Annotated in this window: 25 protein-coding genes and 1 tRNA gene; 9 read left to right on the top strand and 17 right to left on the bottom strand. The window is 65.9% G+C overall.

The annotated features are described in order from the left end of the window. Positions 1-43: 43 nt before the first annotated feature. The 10 genes from N0D28_RS03015 to N0D28_RS02970 form a co-directional block, all read right to left on the bottom strand. On the bottom strand, positions 44-868 hold the full coding sequence (locus N0D28_RS03015; RefSeq protein ID WP_260560918.1) for an FAD binding domain-containing protein: 825 nt from the start codon (positions 866-868) through the stop codon (positions 44-46). Between the two features lie 308 nt (positions 869-1,176). Beyond that, a complete protein-coding gene (locus N0D28_RS03010) occupies positions 1,177-3,591 on the bottom strand; it encodes a xanthine dehydrogenase family protein molybdopterin-binding subunit (RefSeq protein WP_260560917.1) in 2,415 nt (804 codons plus the stop codon). 51 nt (positions 3,592-3,642) lie between these two features. Continuing rightward, positions 3,643-4,149 carry a (2Fe-2S)-binding protein gene (locus N0D28_RS03005; protein ID WP_260560916.1) on the bottom strand — a complete coding sequence of 169 codons (507 nt, stop codon included), beginning with the start codon at positions 4,147-4,149 and terminating at the stop codon, positions 3,643-3,645. A 39-nt stretch (positions 4,150-4,188) separates the two neighbouring features. Beyond that, positions 4,189-4,647 (bottom strand): SRPBCC family protein, encoded by a 459-nt coding sequence (locus N0D28_RS03000; protein ID WP_260560915.1) that lies wholly within the window; start codon positions 4,645-4,647, stop codon positions 4,189-4,191. A 169-nt stretch (positions 4,648-4,816) separates the two neighbouring features. Next, a complete protein-coding gene (locus tag N0D28_RS02995; protein ID WP_260560914.1) occupies positions 4,817-5,275 on the bottom strand; it encodes an SRPBCC family protein in 459 nt (152 codons plus the stop codon). A 41-nt stretch (positions 5,276-5,316) separates the two neighbouring features. Continuing rightward, positions 5,317-5,586, bottom strand: a complete 270-nt coding sequence (locus N0D28_RS02990) for a hypothetical protein (RefSeq protein WP_260560913.1) — start codon at positions 5,584-5,586, stop codon at positions 5,317-5,319. A gap of 58 nt (positions 5,587-5,644) precedes the next feature. After that, positions 5,645-5,908, bottom strand: coding sequence for a hypothetical protein (locus N0D28_RS02985; protein WP_312846430.1), 264 nt, complete (start codon positions 5,906-5,908; stop codon positions 5,645-5,647). 8 nt (positions 5,909-5,916) lie between these two features. Further along, positions 5,917-6,813: a menaquinone biosynthesis prenyltransferase MqnP gene (mqnP, locus tag N0D28_RS02980; RefSeq protein ID WP_260560912.1), complete on the bottom strand. Its 897-nt coding sequence runs from the start codon at positions 6,811-6,813 to the stop codon at positions 5,917-5,919. Positions 6,814-6,947: 134 nt separating this feature from the next. Beyond that, entirely contained in the window at positions 6,948-7,652 is a 705-nt protein-coding gene (locus N0D28_RS02975; protein WP_260560911.1) for a c-type cytochrome, read from the bottom strand. Between the two features lie 82 nt (positions 7,653-7,734). Further along, entirely contained in the window at positions 7,735-8,208 is a 474-nt protein-coding gene (locus tag N0D28_RS02970; RefSeq protein ID WP_260560910.1) for a SufE family protein, read from the bottom strand. 130 nt (positions 8,209-8,338) lie between these two features. On the opposite strand from N0D28_RS02970, the gene N0D28_RS02965 reads away from it, so the two are divergent. Together N0D28_RS02965 and N0D28_RS02960 are read left to right on the top strand one after the other, a co-directional pair. Beyond that, complete coding sequence (locus tag N0D28_RS02965) at positions 8,339-9,199, top strand: sulfurtransferase (RefSeq protein ID WP_260560909.1); 861 nt, start codon at positions 8,339-8,341, stop codon at positions 9,197-9,199. Between the two features lie 102 nt (positions 9,200-9,301). Then, on the top strand, positions 9,302-9,532 hold the full coding sequence (locus N0D28_RS02960) for a hypothetical protein (protein ID WP_260560908.1): 231 nt from the start codon (positions 9,302-9,304) through the stop codon (positions 9,530-9,532). A gap of 63 nt (positions 9,533-9,595) precedes the next feature. Here N0D28_RS02960 and N0D28_RS02955 read toward each other — a convergent pair. The 3 genes from N0D28_RS02955 to N0D28_RS02945 all read right to left on the bottom strand — a co-directional run bounded on the left by N0D28_RS02955 (position 9,596) and on the right by N0D28_RS02945 (position 10,717). Further along, positions 9,596-9,672: transfer RNA gene (locus N0D28_RS02955), tRNA-Met, on the bottom strand. A gap of 94 nt (positions 9,673-9,766) precedes the next feature. Next, complete coding sequence (locus tag N0D28_RS02950) at positions 9,767-10,201, bottom strand: hypothetical protein (protein ID WP_260560907.1); 435 nt, start codon at positions 10,199-10,201, stop codon at positions 9,767-9,769. Between the two features lie 51 nt (positions 10,202-10,252). Further along, positions 10,253-10,717 carry a CAP domain-containing protein gene (locus tag N0D28_RS02945; protein WP_260560906.1) on the bottom strand — a complete coding sequence of 155 codons (465 nt, stop codon included), beginning with the start codon at positions 10,715-10,717 and terminating at the stop codon, positions 10,253-10,255. Between the two features lie 83 nt (positions 10,718-10,800). On the opposite strand from N0D28_RS02945, the gene N0D28_RS02940 reads away from it, so the two are divergent. Then, positions 10,801-12,006, top strand: a complete 1,206-nt coding sequence (locus tag N0D28_RS02940) for an MFS transporter (protein WP_260560905.1) — start codon at positions 10,801-10,803, stop codon at positions 12,004-12,006. A gap of 179 nt (positions 12,007-12,185) precedes the next feature. Beyond that, positions 12,186-13,586 (top strand): RtcB family protein, encoded by a 1,401-nt coding sequence (locus N0D28_RS02935; protein ID WP_260560904.1) that lies wholly within the window; start codon positions 12,186-12,188, stop codon positions 13,584-13,586. Positions 13,587-13,653: 67 nt separating this feature from the next. On the opposite strand, the gene N0D28_RS02930 is transcribed toward N0D28_RS02935, so the two are convergent. Next, positions 13,654-15,231, bottom strand: coding sequence for an HRDC domain-containing protein (locus N0D28_RS02930; protein WP_260560903.1), 1,578 nt, complete (start codon positions 15,229-15,231; stop codon positions 13,654-13,656). An 82-nt stretch (positions 15,232-15,313) separates the two neighbouring features. Here N0D28_RS02930 and N0D28_RS02925 point away from each other — a divergent pair, with 82 nt between their 5' ends. Next, a complete protein-coding gene (locus N0D28_RS02925) occupies positions 15,314-15,517 on the top strand; it encodes a hypothetical protein (RefSeq protein WP_260560902.1) in 204 nt (67 codons plus the stop codon). A 105-nt stretch (positions 15,518-15,622) separates the two neighbouring features. On the opposite strand, the gene N0D28_RS02920 is transcribed toward N0D28_RS02925, so the two are convergent. Both N0D28_RS02920 and mutY read right to left on the bottom strand, forming a co-directional pair. After that, positions 15,623-16,471, bottom strand: coding sequence for an isoprenyl transferase (locus tag N0D28_RS02920; RefSeq protein WP_376777649.1), 849 nt, complete (start codon positions 16,469-16,471; stop codon positions 15,623-15,625). Beyond that, positions 16,449-17,531, bottom strand: coding sequence for an A/G-specific adenine glycosylase (mutY, locus tag N0D28_RS02915; protein ID WP_260560901.1), 1,083 nt, complete (start codon positions 17,529-17,531; stop codon positions 16,449-16,451). The genes N0D28_RS02920 and mutY overlap by 23 nt, the downstream gene beginning before the upstream one ends. A gap of 63 nt (positions 17,532-17,594) precedes the next feature. Here mutY and N0D28_RS02910 point away from each other — a divergent pair, with 63 nt between their 5' ends. Both N0D28_RS02910 and N0D28_RS02905 read left to right on the top strand, forming a co-directional pair. Further along, positions 17,595-18,260 carry a DUF2270 domain-containing protein gene (locus tag N0D28_RS02910; protein WP_260560900.1) on the top strand — a complete coding sequence of 222 codons (666 nt, stop codon included), beginning with the start codon at positions 17,595-17,597 and terminating at the stop codon, positions 18,258-18,260. 50 nt (positions 18,261-18,310) lie between these two features. Next, positions 18,311-18,781, top strand: coding sequence for a flavin reductase family protein (locus tag N0D28_RS02905; protein WP_260560899.1), 471 nt, complete (start codon positions 18,311-18,313; stop codon positions 18,779-18,781). Here N0D28_RS02905 and N0D28_RS02900 read toward each other — a convergent pair. Then, on the bottom strand, positions 18,763-19,179 hold the full coding sequence (locus N0D28_RS02900; protein ID WP_260560898.1) for a DM13 domain-containing protein: 417 nt from the start codon (positions 19,177-19,179) through the stop codon (positions 18,763-18,765). The two genes, N0D28_RS02905 and N0D28_RS02900, sit on opposite strands and share 19 nt — an antisense overlap. Before the next feature lie 294 nt (positions 19,180-19,473). Between N0D28_RS02900 and N0D28_RS02895 the strand changes: the two genes are divergently transcribed. Next, positions 19,474-20,235, top strand: a complete 762-nt coding sequence (locus tag N0D28_RS02895) for an RNA polymerase sigma factor (RefSeq protein ID WP_260560897.1) — start codon at positions 19,474-19,476, stop codon at positions 20,233-20,235. Continuing rightward, a complete protein-coding gene (locus N0D28_RS02890) occupies positions 20,232-21,506 on the top strand; it encodes a zf-HC2 domain-containing protein (RefSeq protein ID WP_260560896.1) in 1,275 nt (424 codons plus the stop codon). The genes N0D28_RS02895 and N0D28_RS02890 overlap by 4 nt, the downstream gene beginning before the upstream one ends.

Raw genomic sequence — 21,506 nt, 5'->3', positions numbered from 1 at the left:
GCCCCGAATCGCCGGGAGCAGGCCCTCAACTCAAGTCAGTGCCTCAGCGCACCCGCATCAGCGCGCGCCGCGCGAGCACGCCCGCCAGGTGCGCCCGGTACTCGGCGCTGGCAAATCGGTCACTCAGCAAACTGCCCGCATCCACCGCGTTTTCGGTGGCCCGCTTGATGTTCTCTTCGCTCAGATCGCTGCCGATAGCGGCTTCCACCTGGCTCAGCCGCACGGCTTTCGGTCCGGCTCCGGTCATGGCAACCTTGACACCTTCGGGAGAGGCGACCACTGCCACGCCGACGATGGCGTAGTGGCTGGCCGGGTGCCGGAACTTCTCGTATGCGCCCTTGCCCACTTGACGCGGAATGTGAATCTCGGTGACGATCTCGCCTTCCTGCAACGCCGTCTCGAACATGCCCAAAAAGTAATCGTCCACGCCCACGACACGCTCACCGCTGGCCGACTTGAGCTTGAACTGAGCGCCCAGCGTCAGCAAGCCCGCCGGATAATCGGCAGCCGGGTCGGCGTGCGCCACCACACCGCCCACGGTGCCCCGGTTGCGGACCATCGGGTCGCCCACCCAGCGGGCCATGTCGGGCATGAGCGGCGCGTACTCAGCCACCGTCTTGTCATAAAGCAGTTCGGAGTGGGTCACGCCCGCGCCCAGAATCAGCGTGTCGCCGTCGGTGCGAATGCCGCGCAACTCGTCGAGCGCTGAAATATCGATCAGGGCCGAGGGCGATGCCAACCGCAGCTTCATGGTGGGAATCAAGGAGTGGCCGCCCGCCAGCAGCTTGGCGTCGGGGTTGTCAGCAAGCATCTGGAGGGCATCTTGGACGCTGGAGGCGCGGTGGTAGTCAAAGGGAGTGGTGTACATGTGGCTCCTTACAGTCGCGCTTGTGGTGGGTGGCGTGTAGCTTGTGGAAAGGGACGGAGGGCACTCGCGTTGCTCACCACTCGTCGTGAACGCACGTCCGTGAGGAGGCCACTCCTCACCCCTTTGTCCCTACGGGACATCTTTCCCCTGAAAAGGGAGAGGGGACAGAGAGCTTCGCTGTTGGCTCCACTCCCTTGAGGAGAACGGGTCGCAGAAGCGGCGAGGCCGGGACTGGTACAGCTCGTAGAGAGGGGGTGAGCGAGCACAGCGATTGGCCGTTGCCGCCATCCACACCCCACTCCCCAGGCTCAGTCGTCCGCCGCCTGTCCCAGCTGCTGCACGCCGCCCTTCATGGCCCGCCAGACCTTCTCGGGCGTGAACGGCATGTCCACATGGTGGTGGCCGAAAGCCTGCAGCGCGTCGTTGACCGCGTTGGCGACGGCGGCAGTGCTGGCAATCGTGCCCGACTCGCCGATGCCCTTCACACCCAGCGGATTGTGCGGGCTGGGCGTCACGGTGTGGTCGATCTCGAACATGGGGAGGTCTTCAGCGCGGGGCATGCTGTACTCCATGAATGAGCCGGTCAGCATCGTGCCATCCTCGTCGTAGACCGTTTCTTCCAGGATGGCCTGCCCAAAGCCCTGGGCAATGCCGCCGTGAACCTGCCCTTCCACCACCAGCGGGTTGATCAGTGGGCCGCAGTCGTCCACGCAGACATATTTGATCATCTGCACGTGGCCGGTGTCGGCGTCCAGCTCGACCACCGCGATATGGGTGCCGAACGGGTAGACGAAGTTCTTGGGGTCATACATGTACTGGGCTTCCAGGCCCGGCTCCATACCCTCGGGGAGGTTGTGGGCCAGGTGGGCCATCAGCGCCACATCGAAGAACGACTTGCCGCCCTCCGGCACGCCCTTCACCTTAAACTGCCCGTCAGCGACCTCAATATCTTCGGGAGCCGCTTCCAGCAGGTGCGCGGCAATCTTGGTGGCCTTGTCCTTGATGCGGCCCAGCGCCATTTTCAGAGCGCTGCCGCCGACCGCCGCCGAACGCGAGCCGTAGGTGCCCCAGCCGAAGGGCATCTTGCCGGTGTCGCCGTGAACGATGACCACATCTTCCATCGGAATACCGAATTCCTCGGCGGCGATCTGGGCAAAGGTGGTTTCGTGGCCCTGACCGTGCGAATGGCTGCCGGTCAGCACCTCGATCTTGCCGGTGGGCATCACCCGCACGACCGCACTTTCCCACTGCCCGGCCTGAGCGCCGAGTTGCCCGACCAGCGCCGAGGGAGCCAGCCCGCAGGCTTCCACGTAGGTCGAGAAGCCGATGCCGATGTAGCGCCCGTTCTTGCGGCCCTCGGCCTGCTCTTTAAGCAAGTCCTGATAGCCGACCATCTTCAGTGCTTTGTCGAGCGCAGGTTCGTAGTTGCCCGAGTCGTAGACCAGCGCCACCGGGGTCTGGTACGGGAAATCTTCAGGCTGGATGAAGTTCTTGCGGCGCAGTTCGGCGGCGTCCATCCCCAGTTCGGAAGCGGCCTTGCTGACGATCCGCTCGACAAGGTAGGTGGCTTCCGGGCGTCCGGCTCCCCGGTAGGCGTCCACCGGCACGGTGTTGGTAAAGACACCCGTGACCTTGGCGTGCACCGCGCCGAACTTGTAGACGCCGTTGAGCAGCGTGCCGTAGAGGTAGGTCGGCACAGCGGGGGCGAAGGTGGTCAGGTACGCGCCCATGTTGGCGATGGTGTCCACCTTGAGGGCCAGCATCTTGCCGTCCTTGGTCAGGGCCAGTTGCGCCTCGGACTCATGATCGCGGCCCTGCATGTCGGACACGAAGCTCTCGGAGCGGCGGGCGGCCCACTTGACCGGGCGGTTGAGCTTCTTGGCGGCAAACAGCACGATCACTTCTTCGGGGTACTGGAAGATCTTGGAGCCGAAGCCGCCGCCCACGTCCGGCGAGATGACGCGCAGCTTGTGCTCGGGAATGCCCAGCACGAAGGCCGCCAGCATCAGTCGGTGAATGTGCGGGTTTTGCGAGGTGGTGTGCAGCGTGAATTCCTCGCTGGAGCGCTGGTACTGCGCCAGGCTCGCGCGCGGCTCGATGGCGTTCGGCACCAGTCGGTGGTTACGGAGCTTGAGGCTCACCACATGGTCGGCCTGCTTGAACAGCTCGTCGGCAGCGGCGGCGTCGCCAATTTCCCAGTTGAAGGCCACGTTGCCGGGCGCTTCGGGATGCACTTCGGCTGCGCCCTGGGCCAGTGCCTGGCTGCCCAATGACACGGCGTCCAGCGGCTCCAAGTCGACCTCAATGAGGGCCACGGCGTCCTCAGCCAGTGCCCGCGACTCGGCAATGACCACGGCCACGATGTCGCCCACATAGTGCACTTCGCCGTGAGCAATCGCCGGGTGCGGCGGAATCTTGAGGTCGGGCAGCAGCCAGCCGGTGGGAATGCTGCCGACTTTGGCGTCGGCCAGGTCCTGCCCGGTCAGCACGCCGTGGACCCCTTTCAGCGCCAGGGCGGCTGAGGCGTCGATGGTGCCGATCCTGGCGTGTGCGTAGGGGCTGCGGAGCATCGCCGCATGAAGCTGCCCATGCACGTTGATGTCATCGGTGTAGTGTCCCTGCCCGGTGATGAAGCGCGGGTCTTCCACCCGTTTCATCGCCTTGCCGATGTATTTCTGCGGCCCTTCGGGGGCCTTGTAGTTGGAATCGGGAAGCTGGGTCATGGTGCTCCTTTCAGGTGTGGTGGGGGGGATTGGTGAGCGCCAGCAAACTTCTCAGTCGTCCGCCGCCTGACCCGCCTCCGCGCCTTTCTCACGCATGACTGCCGCCGCCGAGCTGATCGCCCTGACGATGTTGTGGTAGCCGGTGCAGCGGCAGAAATTCCCGCCGAGTTGCTCTCTGATCTCGTCTTCGCTGGGGTCGGGATTGCGGCGGATGATTTCAGCCGAGGCCATGATCATGCCCGGCGTGCAAAAGCCGCACTGCAACCCGTGCTGCTCCCAGAAGGCGGCCTGAATCGGGTGCAGCTCGTCCATGCTGCCGATGCCCTCGATGGTCTGCACGTTCATGCCGTCGGCCTGCACGGCGAAGATGGTGCAGCTCTTGACCGCCTCACCGTTCAGGCTGACGGTGCACGCCCCGCACTGGCTGGTATCGCAGCCGACGTGGGTACCGGTGAGTTCGAGTTCGTCGCGCAGAAACTGAACGAGCAGCATTCTCGGCTCGACCTGCGCGGGGGTGGGCGTGCCGTTGATATTGATGGTGATCGGGACAAGACTCATGCGGCCTCCTTGGCTCTGGAACTTGAGTAAGCAAAAAAATCAAGCGGTTTGCGGCTGGCTGGCTTCTTTGTCCAGATTGGCAAAAAATATGTCGGCCTGCTGCTGGGTGATGCCGCCAATGAGGCGTCCGGCCAGGGTGGCCAGCATCCCGCGCAGCTTGGGTTCGCCTTCCCAGTCGATCTGGGTTTTGCCGCCCTCCAACTCGCTCAACTTGAGGGTGCCAGTGGCGGTGACGATGCCGGTGGGACTCTTGGCATCAATGCTCAGCGTCATCTGCTGCGGCGGCTGGCGGTCTGTGATGGTGACTTTGGCCTGAAACTTGCCCTTGACCGGCCCCACCGACACGTTCAGAACGGCGTTGTACTGATCTTCACCAGTGGCAGTCATCTCAGTGACGCCCGGCACACAGCGGGCCAGCACATCGGGGTCTTGCAGCAGCGCCCAGACCCTCTCTTGCGGTGCGGAAATGGTATGTGATCCCTGAACTTGCAAAAGCACCTCCGGGAGGATGAGAACGCGGTTCAGCCGGGCTGAAGCCGAGCATCCTTGAACTGAGTTGAAGACCGTTTTACATTAACACTTCCGGCCCGCGCGCGGGAGCAGCGCAGCCCACACAACGCGCCTGCTGGGGCGAACTTGGTCCCAGCGGGCACAATCCATCAGAACTTCAGGCTTCCTGGCTCAGCCGCCCGAAAAACCGGTCCGCGTAGCGCTGCCCCGCACCCGCGTCCCTGGCCTTGCTCTCGATCAGTTTGCCGCCCACCCCGGCCAGCAGGCCCGACAGCCGGGGCGAGGCCACCCAGTCCACGCGGGTACTCTCGCCCAGATCGGTAAAAATCATCTGGGTGTGCAGCAGGGCCGTGCCGGTGATGGTCTTGCCCTCCACCTCCAGGTCCATGCGATCCGGCGACTGCGCCCCGAGGACGCGCACAATGGTCTTGAAGCGGCCCTTGACCGGCCCGACGTTGACGTTGAGCACGGCGCGCATCTGCCCCTCGCCGTCCTGGGCCGCGTCACTCAGGCCCGGCACGACGCGCGCAAGCACCGCCGGGTCTTGCAACATGGCCCAGACGCGGGCGCGGGGAGCGGCGACGATATTGCTGCCTTGAAAGGTGTGCGGTGACATGCCCGCATTGTGCCCCAGGCCAGTGAGTTCAGGCAGTGGGTTCAGGATTGGGCGTCGGGGTCAATCCCTTCCCGCCGTTCCAGTTCGCGGTTGGTCTCCACGCTCTGCGACTCGGCGGCCTCGTCGCCCATCAGGTGCTCGACCTGCTCAGCACTGAGGTGCTTGCCAGGGTGAACGGTTTGCAGATGCGGAGCCTCGGGCAATTCGCCCGGCAGGTCGCCCTGCCCGGCGTGTACGTCTTCCTGCGGGCGGGTCGGCGTCAGGTCGGCAATGAGATTGAGGTCCAGATTCAGGTCGTTTTCGTTCGGCATACCCAAGCATGCGCCCGTCAGGTCAGTGGACGTGTCAGCTCCGGGTTGAGAATCTGGATCAGATCAGCTCATCCAGCGTCGGTTGGAGCCAGCCTGCGGCTTCCAGCAGCGGGTCGGCCCGCTCCAGGGCGAAAGTGCCCTCCACCTCGCGCTGAAGGTGAATCAGCACCAGTCCAGTCAGGCGCTCCAGGTAGGCCCACCCGGCGGACCCGGCAGCCTGATCGTCGCGGGCGCGGCGCAGCAAGGTCAGCGCCTGCATCTCGTCGCCTGCCCGGAACGCCTGGGCCGCTTTCGGGGGCAGCAGTTCTGGCGTGCTCCTCAACCCCCCGTTCAGCGCAGGGTCCGCCACGCCACGTCTGCCACCACGCCCGCCAGCATGGTCAGCGCCAGCCACATGTTGGCGTCGAAGAAGGCGATGTTGGCCCTGGTGAGGTCGTTCGGGTTGACCAGCCGGTGCTCGTAGAGCAGAATTGCACCCATCGCCAGGGCCGCCAGGAAGTACCAGAAACTCGCACCCAGCACCACACCCAGCACGATCAGCAGCATGAAAGTCAGGGCATGGCTCACAGCAGCGATCTTGAGGCTCAGCGGGATGCCAAAGCGGGCCGGGATACTCTTCACCCCGCTCTCGCGGTCGAAGTCGTAGTCCATCGTGGCGTAGATCACGTCCAGGCCCACCATCCAGAAAATGACGATGGCCCACAGAATCCAGGCCCCCGCCCCGAACTGTCCGGTCACGGCGACCCAGCCACCTGCCGCCGCCGCACCGTCGGTGACGCCCAGCCAGACGTGGCACAGCCAGGAAAAGCGCTTGATGTACGGGTAGCCGATCAGGAACACCACCGCGACGGGCAGCAGCGCCAGACACAGCGGATTGAGTTGCGCCGCCGCCAGCGTCATCACGGTCAGGCTGACCACCACCAGGCCCCAGGCCTGGGCCGGACTGACTTTGCCAATGGGCACTTCCCGGCCCGCCGTGCGGGGGTTTCTGGCGTCGATGGCGCGGTCAATGACCCGGTTTGCGCCCATCGCGGCAGTTCTGGCCCCGGCCATCGCCAGCGTGACCCAAATGAGCGTCGCCAGGCCAGGCCAGCCGGTGCCGCGAAACTCCTGCGAGGCCAGCAGCATCCCAGCGTAGGCAAACGGCAGGGCAAACACGGTGTGCTCGAATTTGACCAGGGCCAGGTAGGTCTTGAGGTTGGGGCGTGCAGGGCTGGAGGCGTTCACGATACGGCCATGCTACGCCTGCCCGCCGCCGCATAAGGCGCACGGAGGCACACACTCGCCTCGCTGACGGTCCAGATCAGCAAACCAGCAAAAAGCGCCCACAGCTGGAGCCGGGGCGCTCGGCAGGCAGCGCGCTACTTGCTGGCCTTATCCATGTCGCTACTTCCCATGCTGCTCAGGTAAGCGGTCACAGCGCTCAGCTCATCTTCAGTCATCTGGGCAGTGACGATGTGCATGGCGTTGGGGTAGGCGATGTGGTAGTCCGGCACGCTCTTGAACTCGTGCAGCACTTCCAGGGTGTACTTGGGCGACTGGTGGGTGATGCTGGCGATATGCAGCTCGTTGTTGCCGCGCCCGTCCACACCGTGACAGACCACGCAGGCGGTGACGTTGCGCTCCACTGCGCCCATGTTGTAGAACTGCTGACCCTTGGCGCTCAGGGCGGGATTGGCCTCCCAGGGGCCTCGGGGCGTCTGCTGGCCGTAGTAGGCTGCCAGATCCACGATGTCCTGATCGGTCAGCTGGGCGGCGATCGCCTGCATCACCGGGCTGGGGCGCAGCTTGGCGCGGAAGGCCGCCAGTTGCAGGGTGGTGTAGCTGGGGACCTGGCCGCCCAGCGAGGGCTTGTCCTCTTGCTGGCTGTGTCCCATCGGGCCGTGACAGCCCTGACAGCTCCCGGTCAAGGCTTCGCCGTGCAGAGCGTCGGGCGGGCCAGCCTTGATCGCCAGCGGATCGCCCGACGGAGCCGCGCCCTGACTCTGGGCGGTGGTGAGACCCACCGCGAGGGCAGAGAGGGTGAGAACAGGCAGCCACAGGGCAGCACGGGGCATTCGGCGCATAAAATGTTCCTCCGCTCCCAATTCTAGGACAAATGCCCCAATCTGCCCACACAACGCTCATCTTATGAGAAGTGAATGAAGGTCAGCTTAAAGGCTCTTGCTTCACCTGGGTCTTGAGCCGCATCAGAATCGCGCCCATGCCGCGCAGGCGCATCGGCGTGATCAGCTCAGACAGGCCCATCTCCATATAAAACTGATCGGGAATGTTCAGGATCTGCTCGCGGGTGGCTCCCGAGAGGCCCTCGGCCAGAATGCCCGCGTAGCCGCGCACGGTGGGCGCTTCCTCCGGCACCTTAAAGTACATCGCCACGCCGTCGCCCTGCGGTTCGGTCACCAGAAAAAATGGCGAGGCGCACTCCGGCACCGGCTGCATGAATTCGGGGTGCTCAGCGTACTTTTGAGGCAAGGGTGGCAGCTTCTTGCTGTATTCGAGGAGTGCCTGGAGTCTCAGGGCTTTCGGAGCCGTGCGAAACAGGTTCACGATGTCTTGCAGCTTGCCAGGCAGGGCCTGGGCTGTCTCGGTGGGGGTCGTCTCGGTGGGGGTCGTCTCGGTCATGCTTCACTGTAACGCTGGGGGGCGGCACTCATGGTGAGGCGCTGACTAGTTGACTCTTTTTGTCAATGAAGCCGGAATCCAGTTAAACTGGGGACCGTCAGGCCGCTCTCAGGCCTCGAAGGAGAGAATCATGGAATACGTCAAGGACGTGCTGGTCAGCACCGATTGGGTGGCCGACCATAAAAACGACGCAGGTGTCCGGTTGATCGAGGTCAACGAGGACATCCTGCTCTACGAGACTGGCCACATCGAGGGAGCCGTCAAGGTGGACTGGCAGGGCGACTTCTGGACCCCGGTGATGCGCGAGTTTATTTCCCCGGACGAACTCTCGGCCTTTCTGGGCAGTCTGGGCCTCAAAGAGGGCGACACGCTGGTCATCTACGGCGACAAGAGCAACTGGTGGGCCTCGTACGCCTACTGGTTTCTGAGTTACAGCGGCGTGCAAAACCTCAAGCTGATGAACGGAGGCCGCCAGAAGTGGGTCGCCGAGGGCCGTGAGATGGTCACCACCCCCACCGACGTGACGCCCACGACGTACCCGGCTCTCAAGCGCGACGAATCACTTCGTGCCTACCGCGACGAGGTCAGGGCGCACATCGAGAAGGTGCAGAGCGGTGAGGGCGCAATGGTGGATGTCCGCAGCCCCGACGAGTTTTCCGGCAAGGTAACGCACATGCCCGCCTACCCGCAGGAAGGTGTGCTGCGCGGCGGCCACATTCCCGGCGCGGCCAACATTCCCTGGGCGCGGGCCACCAACGAGGACGGTACCTTCAAGAGCGCCGACGAACTGAGCGCCCTGTACGGCGGCGAAGGCGTGACACCCGACAAGGACGTGATCGCCTACTGCCGCATCGCCGAGCGCAGCAGCCACTCCTGGTTCGTGCTGCGTGAACTGCTGGGCTACCCCAAAGTCCGCAACTACGACGGCTCGTGGACCGAGTGGGGCAACGGCGTGGGCCTGCCCATCGAGAAGACCTACCAAGACGTCTGAATTCGGCGAGCAGGGCGTGGCGGAGCGGCCCCAGAGTAGGGTGCTGCTCCGCTTTTCGCTTGACTTTTCACTGGGCACTGCGACTTTGCTAACCTGGGCCGTATGACCACACCGAAGATGCTGCTTGTGGGCCTGGGCACTTCGCTACTGCTGCTCTGGGCAGGACTTGGCTTCACCTTCAGCTTGCTGGGGGCAACGGTCGTCATGGCAATGATCAATCCGCAGGCAATGGTGCAGCGCGACCTGTTCACGCGCCCCGTTCTGCTCCGCAAAGCGGCGCTTCTAAGCACGGCGGTGGGTGGATATTTTCTGATTCAGTATCTGCGTGGATAAGCAGTCATCAGTGAAGGGCAAGGAGGGAGTGACCACGGCGGCCATTCCCTCCTTGCCTATTTTTGGTGGCGATATCCGGACTTGAACCGGAGACCTAACGATTATGAGTCGTTCGCTCTAACCAACTGAGCTACATCGCCATGTATCCTCCCGCCCCAGAAAACCGGGCAGGCCATGAGACTTTAGCGGAGCCGCGCCCAGAATTCAAGCCTTGAACCCACTGCGACCCGCGACTCAGCTCACCAGAAAGCCGTGCAGAGGCGGCTGGGTCTCGAAACTCAGCCAGTCACCGACCTCCAGCGCGGGCAGCGGCGTGAAACTCGACAGCACCAGTGGCAGCCGCGCCTCGACCACCACCGTGAAGCGCGAAGCCAGGCGCGTGATTTTGCCCGCGCCCTCCACGCCGGAAATGCCGACCACCGTCAAGCGGGCGTCATCGCTGCTGGGCCGGGGACCGAGCAGCGAGAAGCGGGCAAACGTGCCGTGCACGATCACGCGGGCGTCGCCGGGTTTGGCGGTATACGGCCCGGTGCGGTCAAACAGGTAGAGGGTACGGCCCCCCGACACGAATTCCATCAGCGGGCTGCCTTCCGGCTGTGGGTAAAGCTGCCCACTGGCGGCGTCGGCCCCAAAACGCAGCACGAAGTCCTCGACGGACGTTTCCAACATGGGAGGGATTGTAGAGCACCCGGAAGGCCGTCTCCCGAATGGGAAGGGCGATCAGTTACTCAGCACCATCACATAGGCGGTGCCGCGCCCGGCCTGCACGATGCTCATACCCGCCTTGGTGTACACCGGATTGGTCATGGCGTAGCAGTGAACGGGCGAGTTACGCCACCAGTTCACGGCCTGCTGGGCATTCAGGCCCACACTCAGGTAGATGATCTCGCTCATGTTGCCGCCGCGCACGCCGGTCGACGCGGCCCGCACGCGCGGCGAGCTGCCGTTCGCCCCGGTGTGGCTGATGCGCCCGGTCTGGGCCATATAGCTGGCCTGCAAGCGGGCCGCAGCGTTGTTGGCGGCAGTCCAGGTCAGCGGGGCGCTGCGGGGTCGCGAAACGCCAGCGCAGCGGACGCCCTGAGCACGCAGGGCATTGACGCCGCCGAGCAGCGCCGACTCGGACCCCGCCGCCCACCCCTGGCCGAGCGCCACCAGACCCAGCAGGGCCAGCAAATGTGATCTCATGCCCGTCACCTTAATGTCGCGCTGATGAAGAACATGAAGGCGGGTCCCTGCTGACCCCAGACCCGCCGCGCTAAGTTGGGGGCGTGCTGTGGACCCGGCCCGCCGTCACCCTGCGCCTGATCGCCCTGCTGCTGATCAGCGAATTCGTGCGGGCCGGGCTGATCGTGGCCTTTTTGCCGCTCACCGCCGGGAAGTACGGCCTGAGTCTGGCGCAGGTGGGCAGTCTGGTCGGGGCGCATTACCTGATGGACGCGCTGGCCAAGGGGCCAGTGGGCTTATTGACGCAGCGCCTGGGCATCGGCGGCGCGCTGATCGGCAGCAGTCTGCTGGGACTGGCCTTCATTCTCGGGGTGCTGGGCGCAGTGGGGTTCTGGCCGCTGCTGGCGCTGGCGGCTGTCTGGGGCATGGGCTACGCGGTGCTGTGGCCCAGTGTGATGGCGGTGTCTCAGCAGTACGCCCTGCCGGGCCGCGAGGCGCGGGCACTGTCGCTGACCAACCTCAGCGTCGCGCCGGGAATCGCGCTGGGCACGCTGGGCGTCGGGCAACTGATGCTGCGCTCGCCCGCACCCGTGCCCGCGCTGCTGCTGTGGGCGCAGGGCGCGGTGATTGTGCTGGCCCTCAGCTTATGGCGGCAGCGGCTGGACAGTGATCAGTTGGACAGCGGCCCCACCGCAGGTCGCCCGGCCAGAGACTGGCTCCTCCAGTGGCGGCGGGTCGCCTCGCTGCTGCCCGCCGCCTTTGCCCAGATGCTCGCGCCTGGGCTGTTTGTAACTCTTTTTTATCCGCTGCTGGCACGATTGGAGCTGAACCTGGGTGACTTACTGGGGCCGGGGCTGCTCGGCGGGGCATCTCTGCTGGGCGCGTTGCTGCTGTCGGGCCGCCTGGCCGATCACTACGGGCCGCGCCGGGTGCTGGGACCGGGGCTGCTGCTGCTAGCCCTCGCCTTCGGGCTGGCGGGCCTCTCGGCCAGCTTCCTGACCACTTGGCTATGGCCGCTGTGCGCCCTGATCGGCGCGGGCTACGGCGCGTTCATGGCGGGCTGGAACGGCCTGGTGGGTCAGACCCTGCCGCCGCAGCAACGCGCCGCCGCCTGGGGCGTGGTCATGGCCACCGAGGCGCTCGGCTACTCGCTGGGGCCGGTACTGGGCGGCGCGGTGTGGGCCAGCGGCGGTGTGAGGGTGTTCTGGCTGGGCGCAGGCGTGTTTTTGCTGGCGCAGCTCTACTACTGGCTGCCGGGCCGGGCGCTGGGCCAGGGCCGGGGCAGCACAGTGGGTGCTTCGGAGGACTGAACGGCTTAGCCCGGCGGCCCAGTCCATGCGTCATTTGGCGCAGGCGAACGCGGGCGTGGTGCGGCAGACTGCCTTCGCAGGCCAAACCGAAGGAGGGCCACCATGCGGCAATCTTCAGACCCACGCGAACCCGCAGTGCGGCCCCCGACGACCCCTTCACACCCCAGGTAGACACCCCCATGAACGGCAAACACATCACCAAACTCGGCTTCACCAACACAAGTATCGGCCTGGCACTCGCCGCCGCCCAGCTCAGAGAGGACACGGGGCTGGGTCGTCAGGCAATTCTGGACGAACTCTCGGCAGTCAAATCTCAGCCCGCCGCCTACCAAACGGGCGAGTATGCGGCGCTGGCACACGAACTGCTGGCCCAGCAGACCCACACCGCATTCCACGCCGCCGATGCCCTGCGCCCTGCCGCGCTGCCCTATGCCCAGTTCGGCGCAGAGCTGATCGAGGCAAATGCGCGCGCCCAGATGGACGTGGCCATGCAGCTGCCGATTGCCCGCGCCGGAGCGCTGATGCCCGACGCCCACGTGGGCTACGGCCTGCCGATTGGCGGGGTGCTGGCCACCGAGAACACAGTCATTCCCTACGGGGTCGGGGTGGACATCGGCTGCGCCATGCACCTCTCGGTCTTTGCCGTCCCCCCGGAGCATCTCAAGACCGCTGAGGCCCTGCACCTGCTGCAAAAGCACACCCGCTTCGGCGCGGGCATCGGCTTCGAGCGCCGCGAACGCCTGGGTCATGCCGTGCTGGACGAGGCCGCCTGGGACGAGCAGCCGGTCCTGCGCCGCCTGCACGACAAGGCCGCCGAGCAGATCGGCAGCTCGGGCAGCGGCAACCACTTCGCCGAGTTCGGCGCGTTCACCCTGAGCGCACCGGAAGCGGGCCTGGAAGCCGGAACCTATCTGGCCCTGCTCTCGCACAGCGGCTCACGCGGTTTCGGGGCGCAGGTGGCGGGCCACTTCACCAAACTGGCCGAGAGCCTGCACCCGGCCCTGGATACCAGCGCCAGGAAACTCGCCTGGCTCGACCTGGGCAGCGAGGCGGGCGAGGCATACTGGCAGGCCATGAATTTGGCAGGCCGCTACGCGCTGGCCAACCACGAGCAGCTTCACGCCCGCCTCAGCCGCGCCCTGGGCGAAGTCGCCGCGCTGAGTGCCCGCAACAGCCACAACCTGGCCTGGAAGGAAACGGTGAACGGCGAGGAGCTGATCGTTCACCGCAAGGGAGCCACGCCCGCCGCCGCCGGGCAGCTCGGCCTGATTCCCGGCAGCATGGCCGACCCCGGCTACCTGGTGCGCGGCAAGGGTTACGCCCCGGCACTGGGCAGCGCCTCGCACGGCGCGGGGCGGCAGCTCGGACGCAAAGCGGCCCAGGCGGCACTCAGCAAATCGGTGGTCAGCGCTTACCTCAGGGACCGGGGCGTGACATTGATCGGCGGCGGCGTCGACGAGGCTCCCCAGGCCTACAAGCGCATCGAGGCGGTGATCGCGGCCCAGAGCGAGCTGGTGGAGGTGCTGGGCGAGTTCCGACCCCGCGTGGTCCGGATGGATTCGGGCAGCGAGGACATCTGAGCGGTGAGGGGTTCAGGAGAGACCTCCGTAGAGCTTCGCCCCTTTGACCCTCAAACGTTTTTGCCCCTCAGTCGGCCTGCACGGTGCCGAGCAGCGCCTCACCGTACTTGCGGACGCGCTCCGGCCCCATGCCGCGCACCTTGCGGAGTTCGGTCTCGTCGCGCGGGGCACTGCGGGCGATCTCGGCCAGGGTGGCATTGCTGGCGATGATGAAGCGGCTGATGTCCTGTCGTTTGGCCTCGGCGTTGCGCCAGTCGCGCAGACGGGCGTAGGTGGCGCGCTGCTCGTCGCTGAGGCCCTCGGTGGGGTCCTTGCTCTCGGCCGGCGGCAAATCAGGTGTCAGGACAATCTCGGGCAGGTCCGCCTCAGATTGAGACGCCTCAGCATGAACCTCGTCCGGCTGCTCCGCACCGACCTGGGCGGCCTGCGGCTCGGCTGACCTGGGCTGAAAGTCGCGGCGGCCCCGGCGTTCCCGCTGCGGTGCGTTGCGCCGGGTCTGCGGCGGCTCCGGCTGAAGCGCGGCGTCCGGCAGCTCGGCCCCGGGTTCCTCATTCTCCATCGGCCCGTTCGTGAAGTCGTGGCGACCCGCCTCGGCAGCGGGCGACTGCGCCTGGCTGGCTTCCAACTGAACCGGCTCCTGGCGGGATGATTCGTCGCGCCGGGATTCCGGCTCCGGGTGCGGCGCACTGTCCGAAAAGACGATCTCCGGCACGTAATTCAGCACTTCGGGCGGTGCTGTCTTGATCACAGCCGTTTCGGCAGGCGGCTGAACGGGCTGGATCTGGACCTGAGCATGCTGGGCCGGGGAAGATGGCTCGGCCAGCACAGATTCAGCGCGGGCAGGCTCGGCACTGGCCGGGCGGCTGACCGACTCGTCACCGCGCAACAGTGCCAGCACCGCGTCCAGCCCCTGCACGCCCGGCGTGATCAGGGTGCCGATACCCACGTTGCGGGCGGCGGCCAGCACTCCACCGATGGGCTGGTGGGTGTCGGCAGCGCTGTCGGGTGAGAGCAGCAGGGCAGTGGGTCCCGTCGCCTGGGCCGCTCCGCCAAAGCGTTCCAGCAGGGTCGCGGTGGTGCGGGCGGCGCGGGCCAGGCGCAGCGGCAGGCTGGCCAGGTCGCGCAGAATCATCGCCAGACTCAGGTCGCTGGGCGCGGGGGCGGCGCGCTGCGGAGCCGGTCCCTCACCGAAGAGGGCCGCCGCGCTCACGTCGCCGAAGCCGCTGAGGGTCGCGGCGTCGCGGTAGACGATCAGCGTGGCCTCGCGCTCCAGCCAGCCGCCGCCGGGGGCCAGCGTGGCGTCCACGATCACTGGCACGTCAGCCCGCTTGGCCCGCTTGAGGGCGCGCTCGTCGGGTTCCAGCAGCCACACCGCCTTCGCGCCGCGCCAGTCGGCGTCGGTGGTGGCCACCGCCAGTCCCGCCGAGGCGAACACCTCGCGGCTGACCCCCAGCCGGGCGTCCACCCGCAGGGTGCCGGGGCCAAAGTGGGCGGCCAGTTGGCGGGCCAGCGCGGCCTGATCGGCCAGCAACAGGCCCCAGGCGGCTCCTTCGAGGTCGGCCAGGGCGAGGCTGAGGCGGGTGTGCGGGTCGCCCGCTTCGGCGTGCAGGCCGGGCAGGCGGGCATCGGGGGGAACGGCTGTCATGCTCTCCATTGTGACGGATGCGGGGCGGGGCCGTCAGTAGTGCGCCGGAAGGTGGCAGAGAAAGGCGAGGTTAAAATGGGGGGTGGACATCAACGTCATTCAATGTGTCTTCAATGTATTTTCTCAGTGGTTCAGCCCAACGACACAACCCATCCTGGGATTGAGCCTGTTGGCACTGATGCTGCTGTGTTGGCTGCTGTCTGACCTGCCGCCCCGCGCCTGGTGGGCCTTGCTGCTGCTCTACCCGCTGCTGGCCTTCTGGCCTGTACCACTGTGGTCAGCCTGATGGCTGAGGACGGGGTTGGACGGGCGCGGTAGCCGCTTGCCGAACCGACGGTTTCTATCCTGCTGTAGCTCTTTTCTGAACCACCGTTTGCGGTCCTGGCTGTGTCTATTTTCCAAACCGCCGTTTGCGGTCCTGGAAGTCACGCAACGCCCGCAGGAAGTCCACCCGCCGGAAGCCCGGCCAGTACACGTCGCAGAAGTAGAACTCCGAATACACGCTCTGCCACAACATGAAGCCCGATAGCCGGATCTCGCCGGACGTGCGGATAATGAAATCTGGGTCGGGCACGCCCGCCGTGTACATCCGGGCGCTGAGGTGGTCAGGGTGCAGTTCGGCGGCGACCTCGGCCACGCTGCGGCCCGCCTCACTCTGGCTGGAGAGGTGCGCTTTCACCGCGTCCACGATCTCCTCGCGCCCGCCGTAGCCCACCGCGATATTGAGCAGCATGCCGTCGTAGTGACGCGTCTTCTCTTCCAGTTCAGAGAGTGCTTGCGTGACGTTGCCGGGGAAGTCCTGATGCTGCCCGATGGCCCGCACCCGCACCCTGTTGGCGTGGATTCGCTTATCCACCGCCAGCTTGCGGGCCTCGCGCTCGAAGAGGGTCATCAGGTGGGCCACCTCGTCAGGGTCGCGCTTGACGTTGTCGGTGCTCAGTACCCAGATGGTCGCCACCGGAATGCCGAGCTCCAGACACCACTGCAACACCTCGTGGGCCTTGTCGATGCCGAATTCGTAGCCGAGTTCGCGCTGCATGCCAGCCACCCGGGCAAAGCGCCGGTTGCCGTCGAGAATCAGGCCAAGGTGCTGCGGCAAGCGGGCGTGCGCCTTGACCTCACGCTCCAGGCGCTGGGCGTACCACCAGTAGAGTGGCTTTGCAGCAGCATCGCGCCATTTCAGCGCGGCCTTGGCCCCGCTGCGAATGAGGCGGTTGCTACTCTTGCTGCGGGTACTCACGCCCACATTCTACGCCTTGAGTTGGCGCATGCGGAGGCTTTTCCCAGAGCTGGCCCTGCCCGCTCAGCAGCGCCAGCGCCTTATGATCGAGCCGCGAGAGGGGACGCGCTCCAACAGCTTCCCCCATCAGTTCCGACTCGGCGGCGTAGACCTCCAGCGTGATCTGGAGGTGGGTCATGCTGTGGCTGACAGTGCCGAGAAATAGGGGCGAACGGGCACTCAGGCGCGTGAGTAGTCTCTCCAGCGCCCCCTCGCCTTCCTCGATAGGCAATCCGTAGAGGCCGCCCAGCAGCGGGCCGACCCGCTGCTCAAGGTAGGCCGACTCTGCGTTCCCGATCAGTAGGGCCACCGCCCGCACCACCTTGACTGGCGAACGTTTCTTGGCGACGGGATAGGCGGCCGGGTCACCGCTTCGCCGGGCCACACAGTGCGCCGAGAGTGGGCAGGCCGGACAGTTCGGACGTCTGGGCGTGCAGATGGTCGCGCCCAGGTCCATCAGCGCCTCGTTCCAGTCGCCGGGCCGGTGCGGGTCGAGCAGAGCGTCGGCCTGAGCCTGTACCCACTTCTCGCCCGGCTGGACCTCGGCATACAGGCGCGCGAGCACCCGCCGCACGTTGCCGTCGTTGACGGCCCGCGCTTCCCCGAACGCCAGACTGCTGATGGCCGCCGCCGTGTACGGCCCCACGCCGGGCAGGGCCAGCCAGCCGTCATAGGTAGTCGGCATTTGCGTTTCGGCAATGATCCTGGCAGCTTTGTGCAGGTTACGGGCGCGGGCGTAGTAGCCGCAGCCTTCCCAGGCTTTCAGCACGTCCTCGGTGGGTGCGTCGGCCAGCGACTGCACGTCAGGGAACTGCTGAACGAAGTTCTCGAAATACACCCGGCCCCGCACCACCTGGGTCTGCTGGAGCAAAATCTCGCTGACCCACACCCGGTAGGGGTCGCGCTGGCCGCCCCCGTCCACCGTCCGCCAGGGCAGATCGCGGGCGTGGCGGTCAAACCAGGCCAGCAGCGCCGGGCGCAGCGTTTCTGGCCCGTCAGGTAAAGTGTCCAGATCAGGCATGACCCGGTGAGTGTAGACGGACTTCATTTGCCCCGCCGCGCCCTGGGTTACGCTACAGGCCGTATGCCCCGCCTCGCCTCCCCCACCGGGCCGCTGCCGCTGACGGCGGCGAGCTACAGCACCAACGAGGCCAACGCGCTGATTCACCTCTACCGCGCCGAGGTCGGCAAGATGACGGCCTACCGTCAGCGGCTCGACATGACCACCAACTGGTCGGTGGTGACGACAGCGGGCCTGGCCAGCTTCGCCCTGGGCGACAACAACAACAGCCACGTGGTCTTTCTGTTCGCCATGCTGATGAACTATTTCTTTTTGCACCTGGAGGCGCGGCGCTTCCGAACCTTCGAGATCAGCCACCACCGCACCCGCATCATGGAGCGCTTTTTTTATCCGGCCATGCTGGGTGACAAGGTCGACCCCGACTGGCACCAGCTGCTGCTCGGCGAACTGGCCAAACCGCGCAGCCCGATGAACCGCTGGGACTCCCTGGGCTGGCGGCTGCGGCGCAATTACCTGTGGATCTATGTGGGCATTCTGATCGCCTGGATCGCCAAGCTCGACACCGTCCGCAACAAGGAAGTGGCCTTCACCTCCACCACCCTGGTAGACGCTGCCCACATCGGCAGCTTTCCCGGCTGGGCGGTGTGGATGCTGGTGGGGGTGTTTTACCTGTATCTGCTGCGCCTGACCGTGATCGCCAGCAAAGCCTACCCGCTCGAAGAAGGCTGAGCCCTGGGAGGTCAGCTCGGCGAACCCGCCCGAGCGTTTAACATACCGGCATGACCTCCTCCGCCTTGCTGCCGCACGAGTTTCGCCAGACGCTGGGCCGCTTCGCCAGCGGTGTGACCATCATCACCGCCGCCCACGCGGGCGAGAAGCGCGGCATGACCGCCAACGCCTTTGTCAGTGTCAGCCTGACTCCGCCGTTGATTCTGGTGGGCGTGGACAAGCGGGCCAGCATGCATGCCGCCCTGGAAGAGGTCCAGCGCTTCGGCGTCAGCGTGCTGAGTGTGGCCCAGCGCCATCTCAGCGACCACTTTGCCGGAAGGCCGCAGGCGGTGGACGTGCCCTGGTTCGACCACGAGGGCCTGCCGCTGATCGCAGGCGCGGTGGCGCAACTCGTATGCCGCAAACACAGCAGCGTGGACGCGGGCGACCACACCCTGTTCGTGGGCGAGGTCGAGTACAGCCGCTACACCGACGACGACCCGCTGATCTATTTCCGGGGCGACTACCACGAACTGGGCTGAATGCAAGAACTTCCCCAATCAGAATGCAGTGAGGACGTCCGGACCAAAGAACCTTGTTTCAGGGCGGCAATTCCGAACGCGGCGCTCACCTGACCGCACCACAGCACACTGCTATTGAACCCTAGGTCTTTGGGCAGGTCGTTGACCACCACCGTGAAGTATTTGCCTGCCACTTTCAGACTGGTGGCTCCCCTCTTCACACCGCTCTGGTCCTGATACAGCCACACCTTGAGGTCGGGCGCGGGTTCGGTCTTCAGGCCGGTGATGTTCAGCAGGGAGTGGCCGCCGTTCCTGCTCCACCTCACCTTAACCGCTGGTGGATGCTTCCAACGATTTGAAGTTGCCCTGGCTTGGCCCATGCTGGCACTCATGGCTGCGTCTTTCATGGTGTCGCTCATGGTTTTGGCAGGGTCGACGGTGCCAGGCAGGGCGCTCAGGGTCAGGATAGGTGCTCCTTAAAGGCAAGTAGGCGGCGAAGCAAAACGGCAGGCATCAACGCCGGAAAAGCGGCGCTGGGAAGGGAAAGTCAGGTGATGGGTGTGCCGCTTTTGCCCACAGGTATGCCGGAATCAGCCGGGAAGGTTCATTCGCTTTCGCGGCGGCTGTCTAATCAGATTTTTGGCAGCCTCAGCCCGACCAGCCTTTGAACTTTCCAGGCGGCGGCGGCGTATCTGTAGGTAGTGAGGAGAAGCATGATGCTCAGCGTTGCGGCAACGGGGTGGAGTGGTGCGCGGTTCCCGGTGGGTGAAGCGGCGCAGCGGCGAGGCTGGTTGCCCCAGACTCGCGCCACGAAGCTGGGCGCGACTTTGCCGGGTGATACCTTGAGCACCATGTGGACGAGCGACGCTGCCCAGGCCGAAGTCGGGCCGGTGCCCAGCGACGCTGAGCTGATCGCCCGTTTCGCCATGCGTGACGAGGCTGCGCTGGGCGAACTGTTTGACCGCTACAGCGCCGCCGCCCACGGTCTGGCACTTTATATCCTCAAGGAAAATGCCGCCGCGCAGGAGATCGTCCACGATTCGTTTCTGAAGGTCTGGAACAAACCGCAGCTCTTCGACCCACAGCGGGCGGCCTTTTCCACCTTCATCCTGACGGTGGTGCGCCACGCGGCCATCTCCAGGCTGCGCGGGGTGCGTTTTCACCTGCCGCTGGAAGACGAGGAGGGCCTGCCGCTGCCGCTGGCCGACGAAAAGGTGGACTTGCTGGGCCTCAGCGAGCAGCGTCAGGTGGCCGAGCGGGTGCAGGCAGCGCTGCTCGCCCTCAAACTCCCCCAGCGTGAAACGGTGGAGCGGGCCTACTACCGGGGCGAGACCCGCGAGGCGATTGCCGAGGCGATGGGCGTGCCGGTGGGCACCGTCAAGAGCCGACTCAAGTACGCGCTGGAGAAGTTGCGCGGGGTGCTGAGCGACCAGGGACCGGACAAAGAGTCAAACGGAGGAGGTGAAGACCAGTGACCGATTGCCAGCACTGCCGCAACGAGCTGGACGCCGTGCTGATCGGCATGGCCGACGCCGAAACCGTGCGGGCGGTGAGGGCGCACCTCGCCGAGTGCCCCGACTGCACCCACGAAGCTGCCCAGATGCAGCGGGTGCTCGACAGCCTGCTGCACGCCCCCCCCGCCGTGCCGATGCCCGCCGGAGCGCGTGAACGGCTACTCGCCAGCGCCCTTGCCCAGATCCAGCAGACCCCAGCCGAACCCATCCAGCTCACGGCGCAGGCTCCAGCATCCCGGCCTTTCGTCCCGCCGCAGCGCCTGCCGGTCACGCCCACCGCGCCGCGTCCGGTAAATCGGCAATCCAGGCTACCGGGCCTCTGGCTCACGGCAGGTCTGGGCGCGGCAGCGGCGCTGGCGGCCTTCGTGCTGTGGCCTGCTGCGCGCCCCAACCTGGCCCACGCCGATGTGGTTGTCGCTGCTGGAAACGTGCTGGTGATGGCCCGCAGCGCAACCTCGAACTACCCGCTGGTCATCCGCGCGCCGGGCGGCGGGCTGCGCGGCGTGGCCCTGAGACAGCCGCTGCCCGCCTGGTACACCAAGGGCGTCTACGCGGGCGGGCGGGCCTACCTGCTCGACGCCGCCAACGAACGGCTGGTGGTGCTCAACGTGGCGAGGGGCAACATCGAGCGCACCTACCCGGTGCCGGGCGGGGCAGCGGGGCTGGCCGTCAAGGACGGCAGCGTGTTCGTCAAGTCGGCGGCCAGCGGCGAACTCAGAATCTTCAAAGGTGAGAGCTGCTTTATCAACAAGCTGGCCAAGACCACCACCATGCCCCAGGCCGATTATATGGACGCCGTGCTGCCGCTGCCCGAGCGTATCCTGACCACCCAGCACACCACCGGGCAGGTCTTCTCGCTCTCCCCTGACGGCGAGAAGCTGCTGGCGACCTACCACGTCGGCGGCGCGCCGGTGGGTCTGGCCGAGTGGCAGGGCCAGGTGCTGGTACTGGACGTCCAGGGACGGTTACTGCAACTCGGCCCGGACGGTCAGATCGTGCGGACCCTCAAGCTGGCCGGGCACCCCGACAAACTCAGCGTGATGAAGGATCAGGCCTACCTGACGGACCGGGGCGGCATGGTCAGTGTGGTAGACCTGGGGGCATTCCGGGTGTCCGGCGAGCGCAAATTCGGCAAACCGATGGACATCACGGCCATGCCGAACGGGAACCTGGCCCTGGCCGACGCCGAGCGAGGCGTGCTGATGCTGCGCCCCGATCTGTCGGAACTCTGA

It is taken from the genome of Deinococcus rubellus, assembly GCF_025244745.1.
Taxonomy (GTDB): domain Bacteria; phylum Deinococcota; class Deinococci; order Deinococcales; family Deinococcaceae; genus Deinococcus; species Deinococcus rubellus.
Note: the sequence above shows the minus strand (reverse complement) of the source record. Positions and strands in the feature narration are given on the sequence as shown.

Coding starts and splice junctions, on each gene's coding strand:
- N0D28_RS03015 (WP_260560918.1), bottom strand. CDS start 868: ATGTACACCACTCCCTTTGACTACCACCGCGCCTCCAGCGTCCAAGAT.
- N0D28_RS02960 (WP_260560908.1), top strand. CDS start 9,302: ATGACCACACCGAAGATGCTGCTTGTGGGCCTGGGCACTTCGCTACTG.
- N0D28_RS02990 (WP_260560913.1), bottom strand. CDS start 5,586: ATGCCGAACGAAAACGACCTGAATCTGGACCTCAATCTCATTGCCGAC.
- N0D28_RS02995 (WP_260560914.1), bottom strand. CDS start 5,275: ATGTCACCGCACACCTTTCAAGGCAGCAATATCGTCGCCGCTCCCCGC.
- N0D28_RS02970 (WP_260560910.1), bottom strand. CDS start 8,208: ATGACCGAGACGACCCCCACCGAGACGACCCCCACCGAGACAGCCCAG.
- N0D28_RS02910 (WP_260560900.1), top strand. CDS start 17,595: ATGCCCCGCCTCGCCTCCCCCACCGGGCCGCTGCCGCTGACGGCGGCG.
- N0D28_RS02900 (WP_260560898.1), bottom strand. CDS start 19,179: ATGAGCGACACCATGAAAGACGCAGCCATGAGTGCCAGCATGGGCCAA.
- N0D28_RS02930 (WP_260560903.1), bottom strand. CDS start 15,231: ATGACAGCCGTTCCCCCCGATGCCCGCCTGCCCGGCCTGCACGCCGAA.
- N0D28_RS02945 (WP_260560906.1), bottom strand. CDS start 10,717: ATGAGATCACATTTGCTGGCCCTGCTGGGTCTGGTGGCGCTCGGCCAG.
- N0D28_RS03005 (WP_260560916.1), bottom strand. CDS start 4,149: ATGAGTCTTGTCCCGATCACCATCAATATCAACGGCACGCCCACCCCC.
- N0D28_RS02975 (WP_260560911.1), bottom strand. CDS start 7,652: ATGCGCCGAATGCCCCGTGCTGCCCTGTGGCTGCCTGTTCTCACCCTC.
- N0D28_RS02905 (WP_260560899.1), top strand. CDS start 18,311: ATGACCTCCTCCGCCTTGCTGCCGCACGAGTTTCGCCAGACGCTGGGC.
- N0D28_RS02950 (WP_260560907.1), bottom strand. CDS start 10,201: ATGTTGGAAACGTCCGTCGAGGACTTCGTGCTGCGTTTTGGGGCCGAC.
- mutY (WP_260560901.1), bottom strand. CDS start 17,531: ATGCCTGATCTGGACACTTTACCTGACGGGCCAGAAACGCTGCGCCCG.
- N0D28_RS02895 (WP_260560897.1), top strand. CDS start 19,474: ATGATGCTCAGCGTTGCGGCAACGGGGTGGAGTGGTGCGCGGTTCCCG.
- N0D28_RS03010 (WP_260560917.1), bottom strand. CDS start 3,591: ATGACCCAGCTTCCCGATTCCAACTACAAGGCCCCCGAAGGGCCGCAG.
- N0D28_RS02965 (WP_260560909.1), top strand. CDS start 8,339: ATGGAATACGTCAAGGACGTGCTGGTCAGCACCGATTGGGTGGCCGAC.
- N0D28_RS02935 (WP_260560904.1), top strand. CDS start 12,186: ATGAACGGCAAACACATCACCAAACTCGGCTTCACCAACACAAGTATC.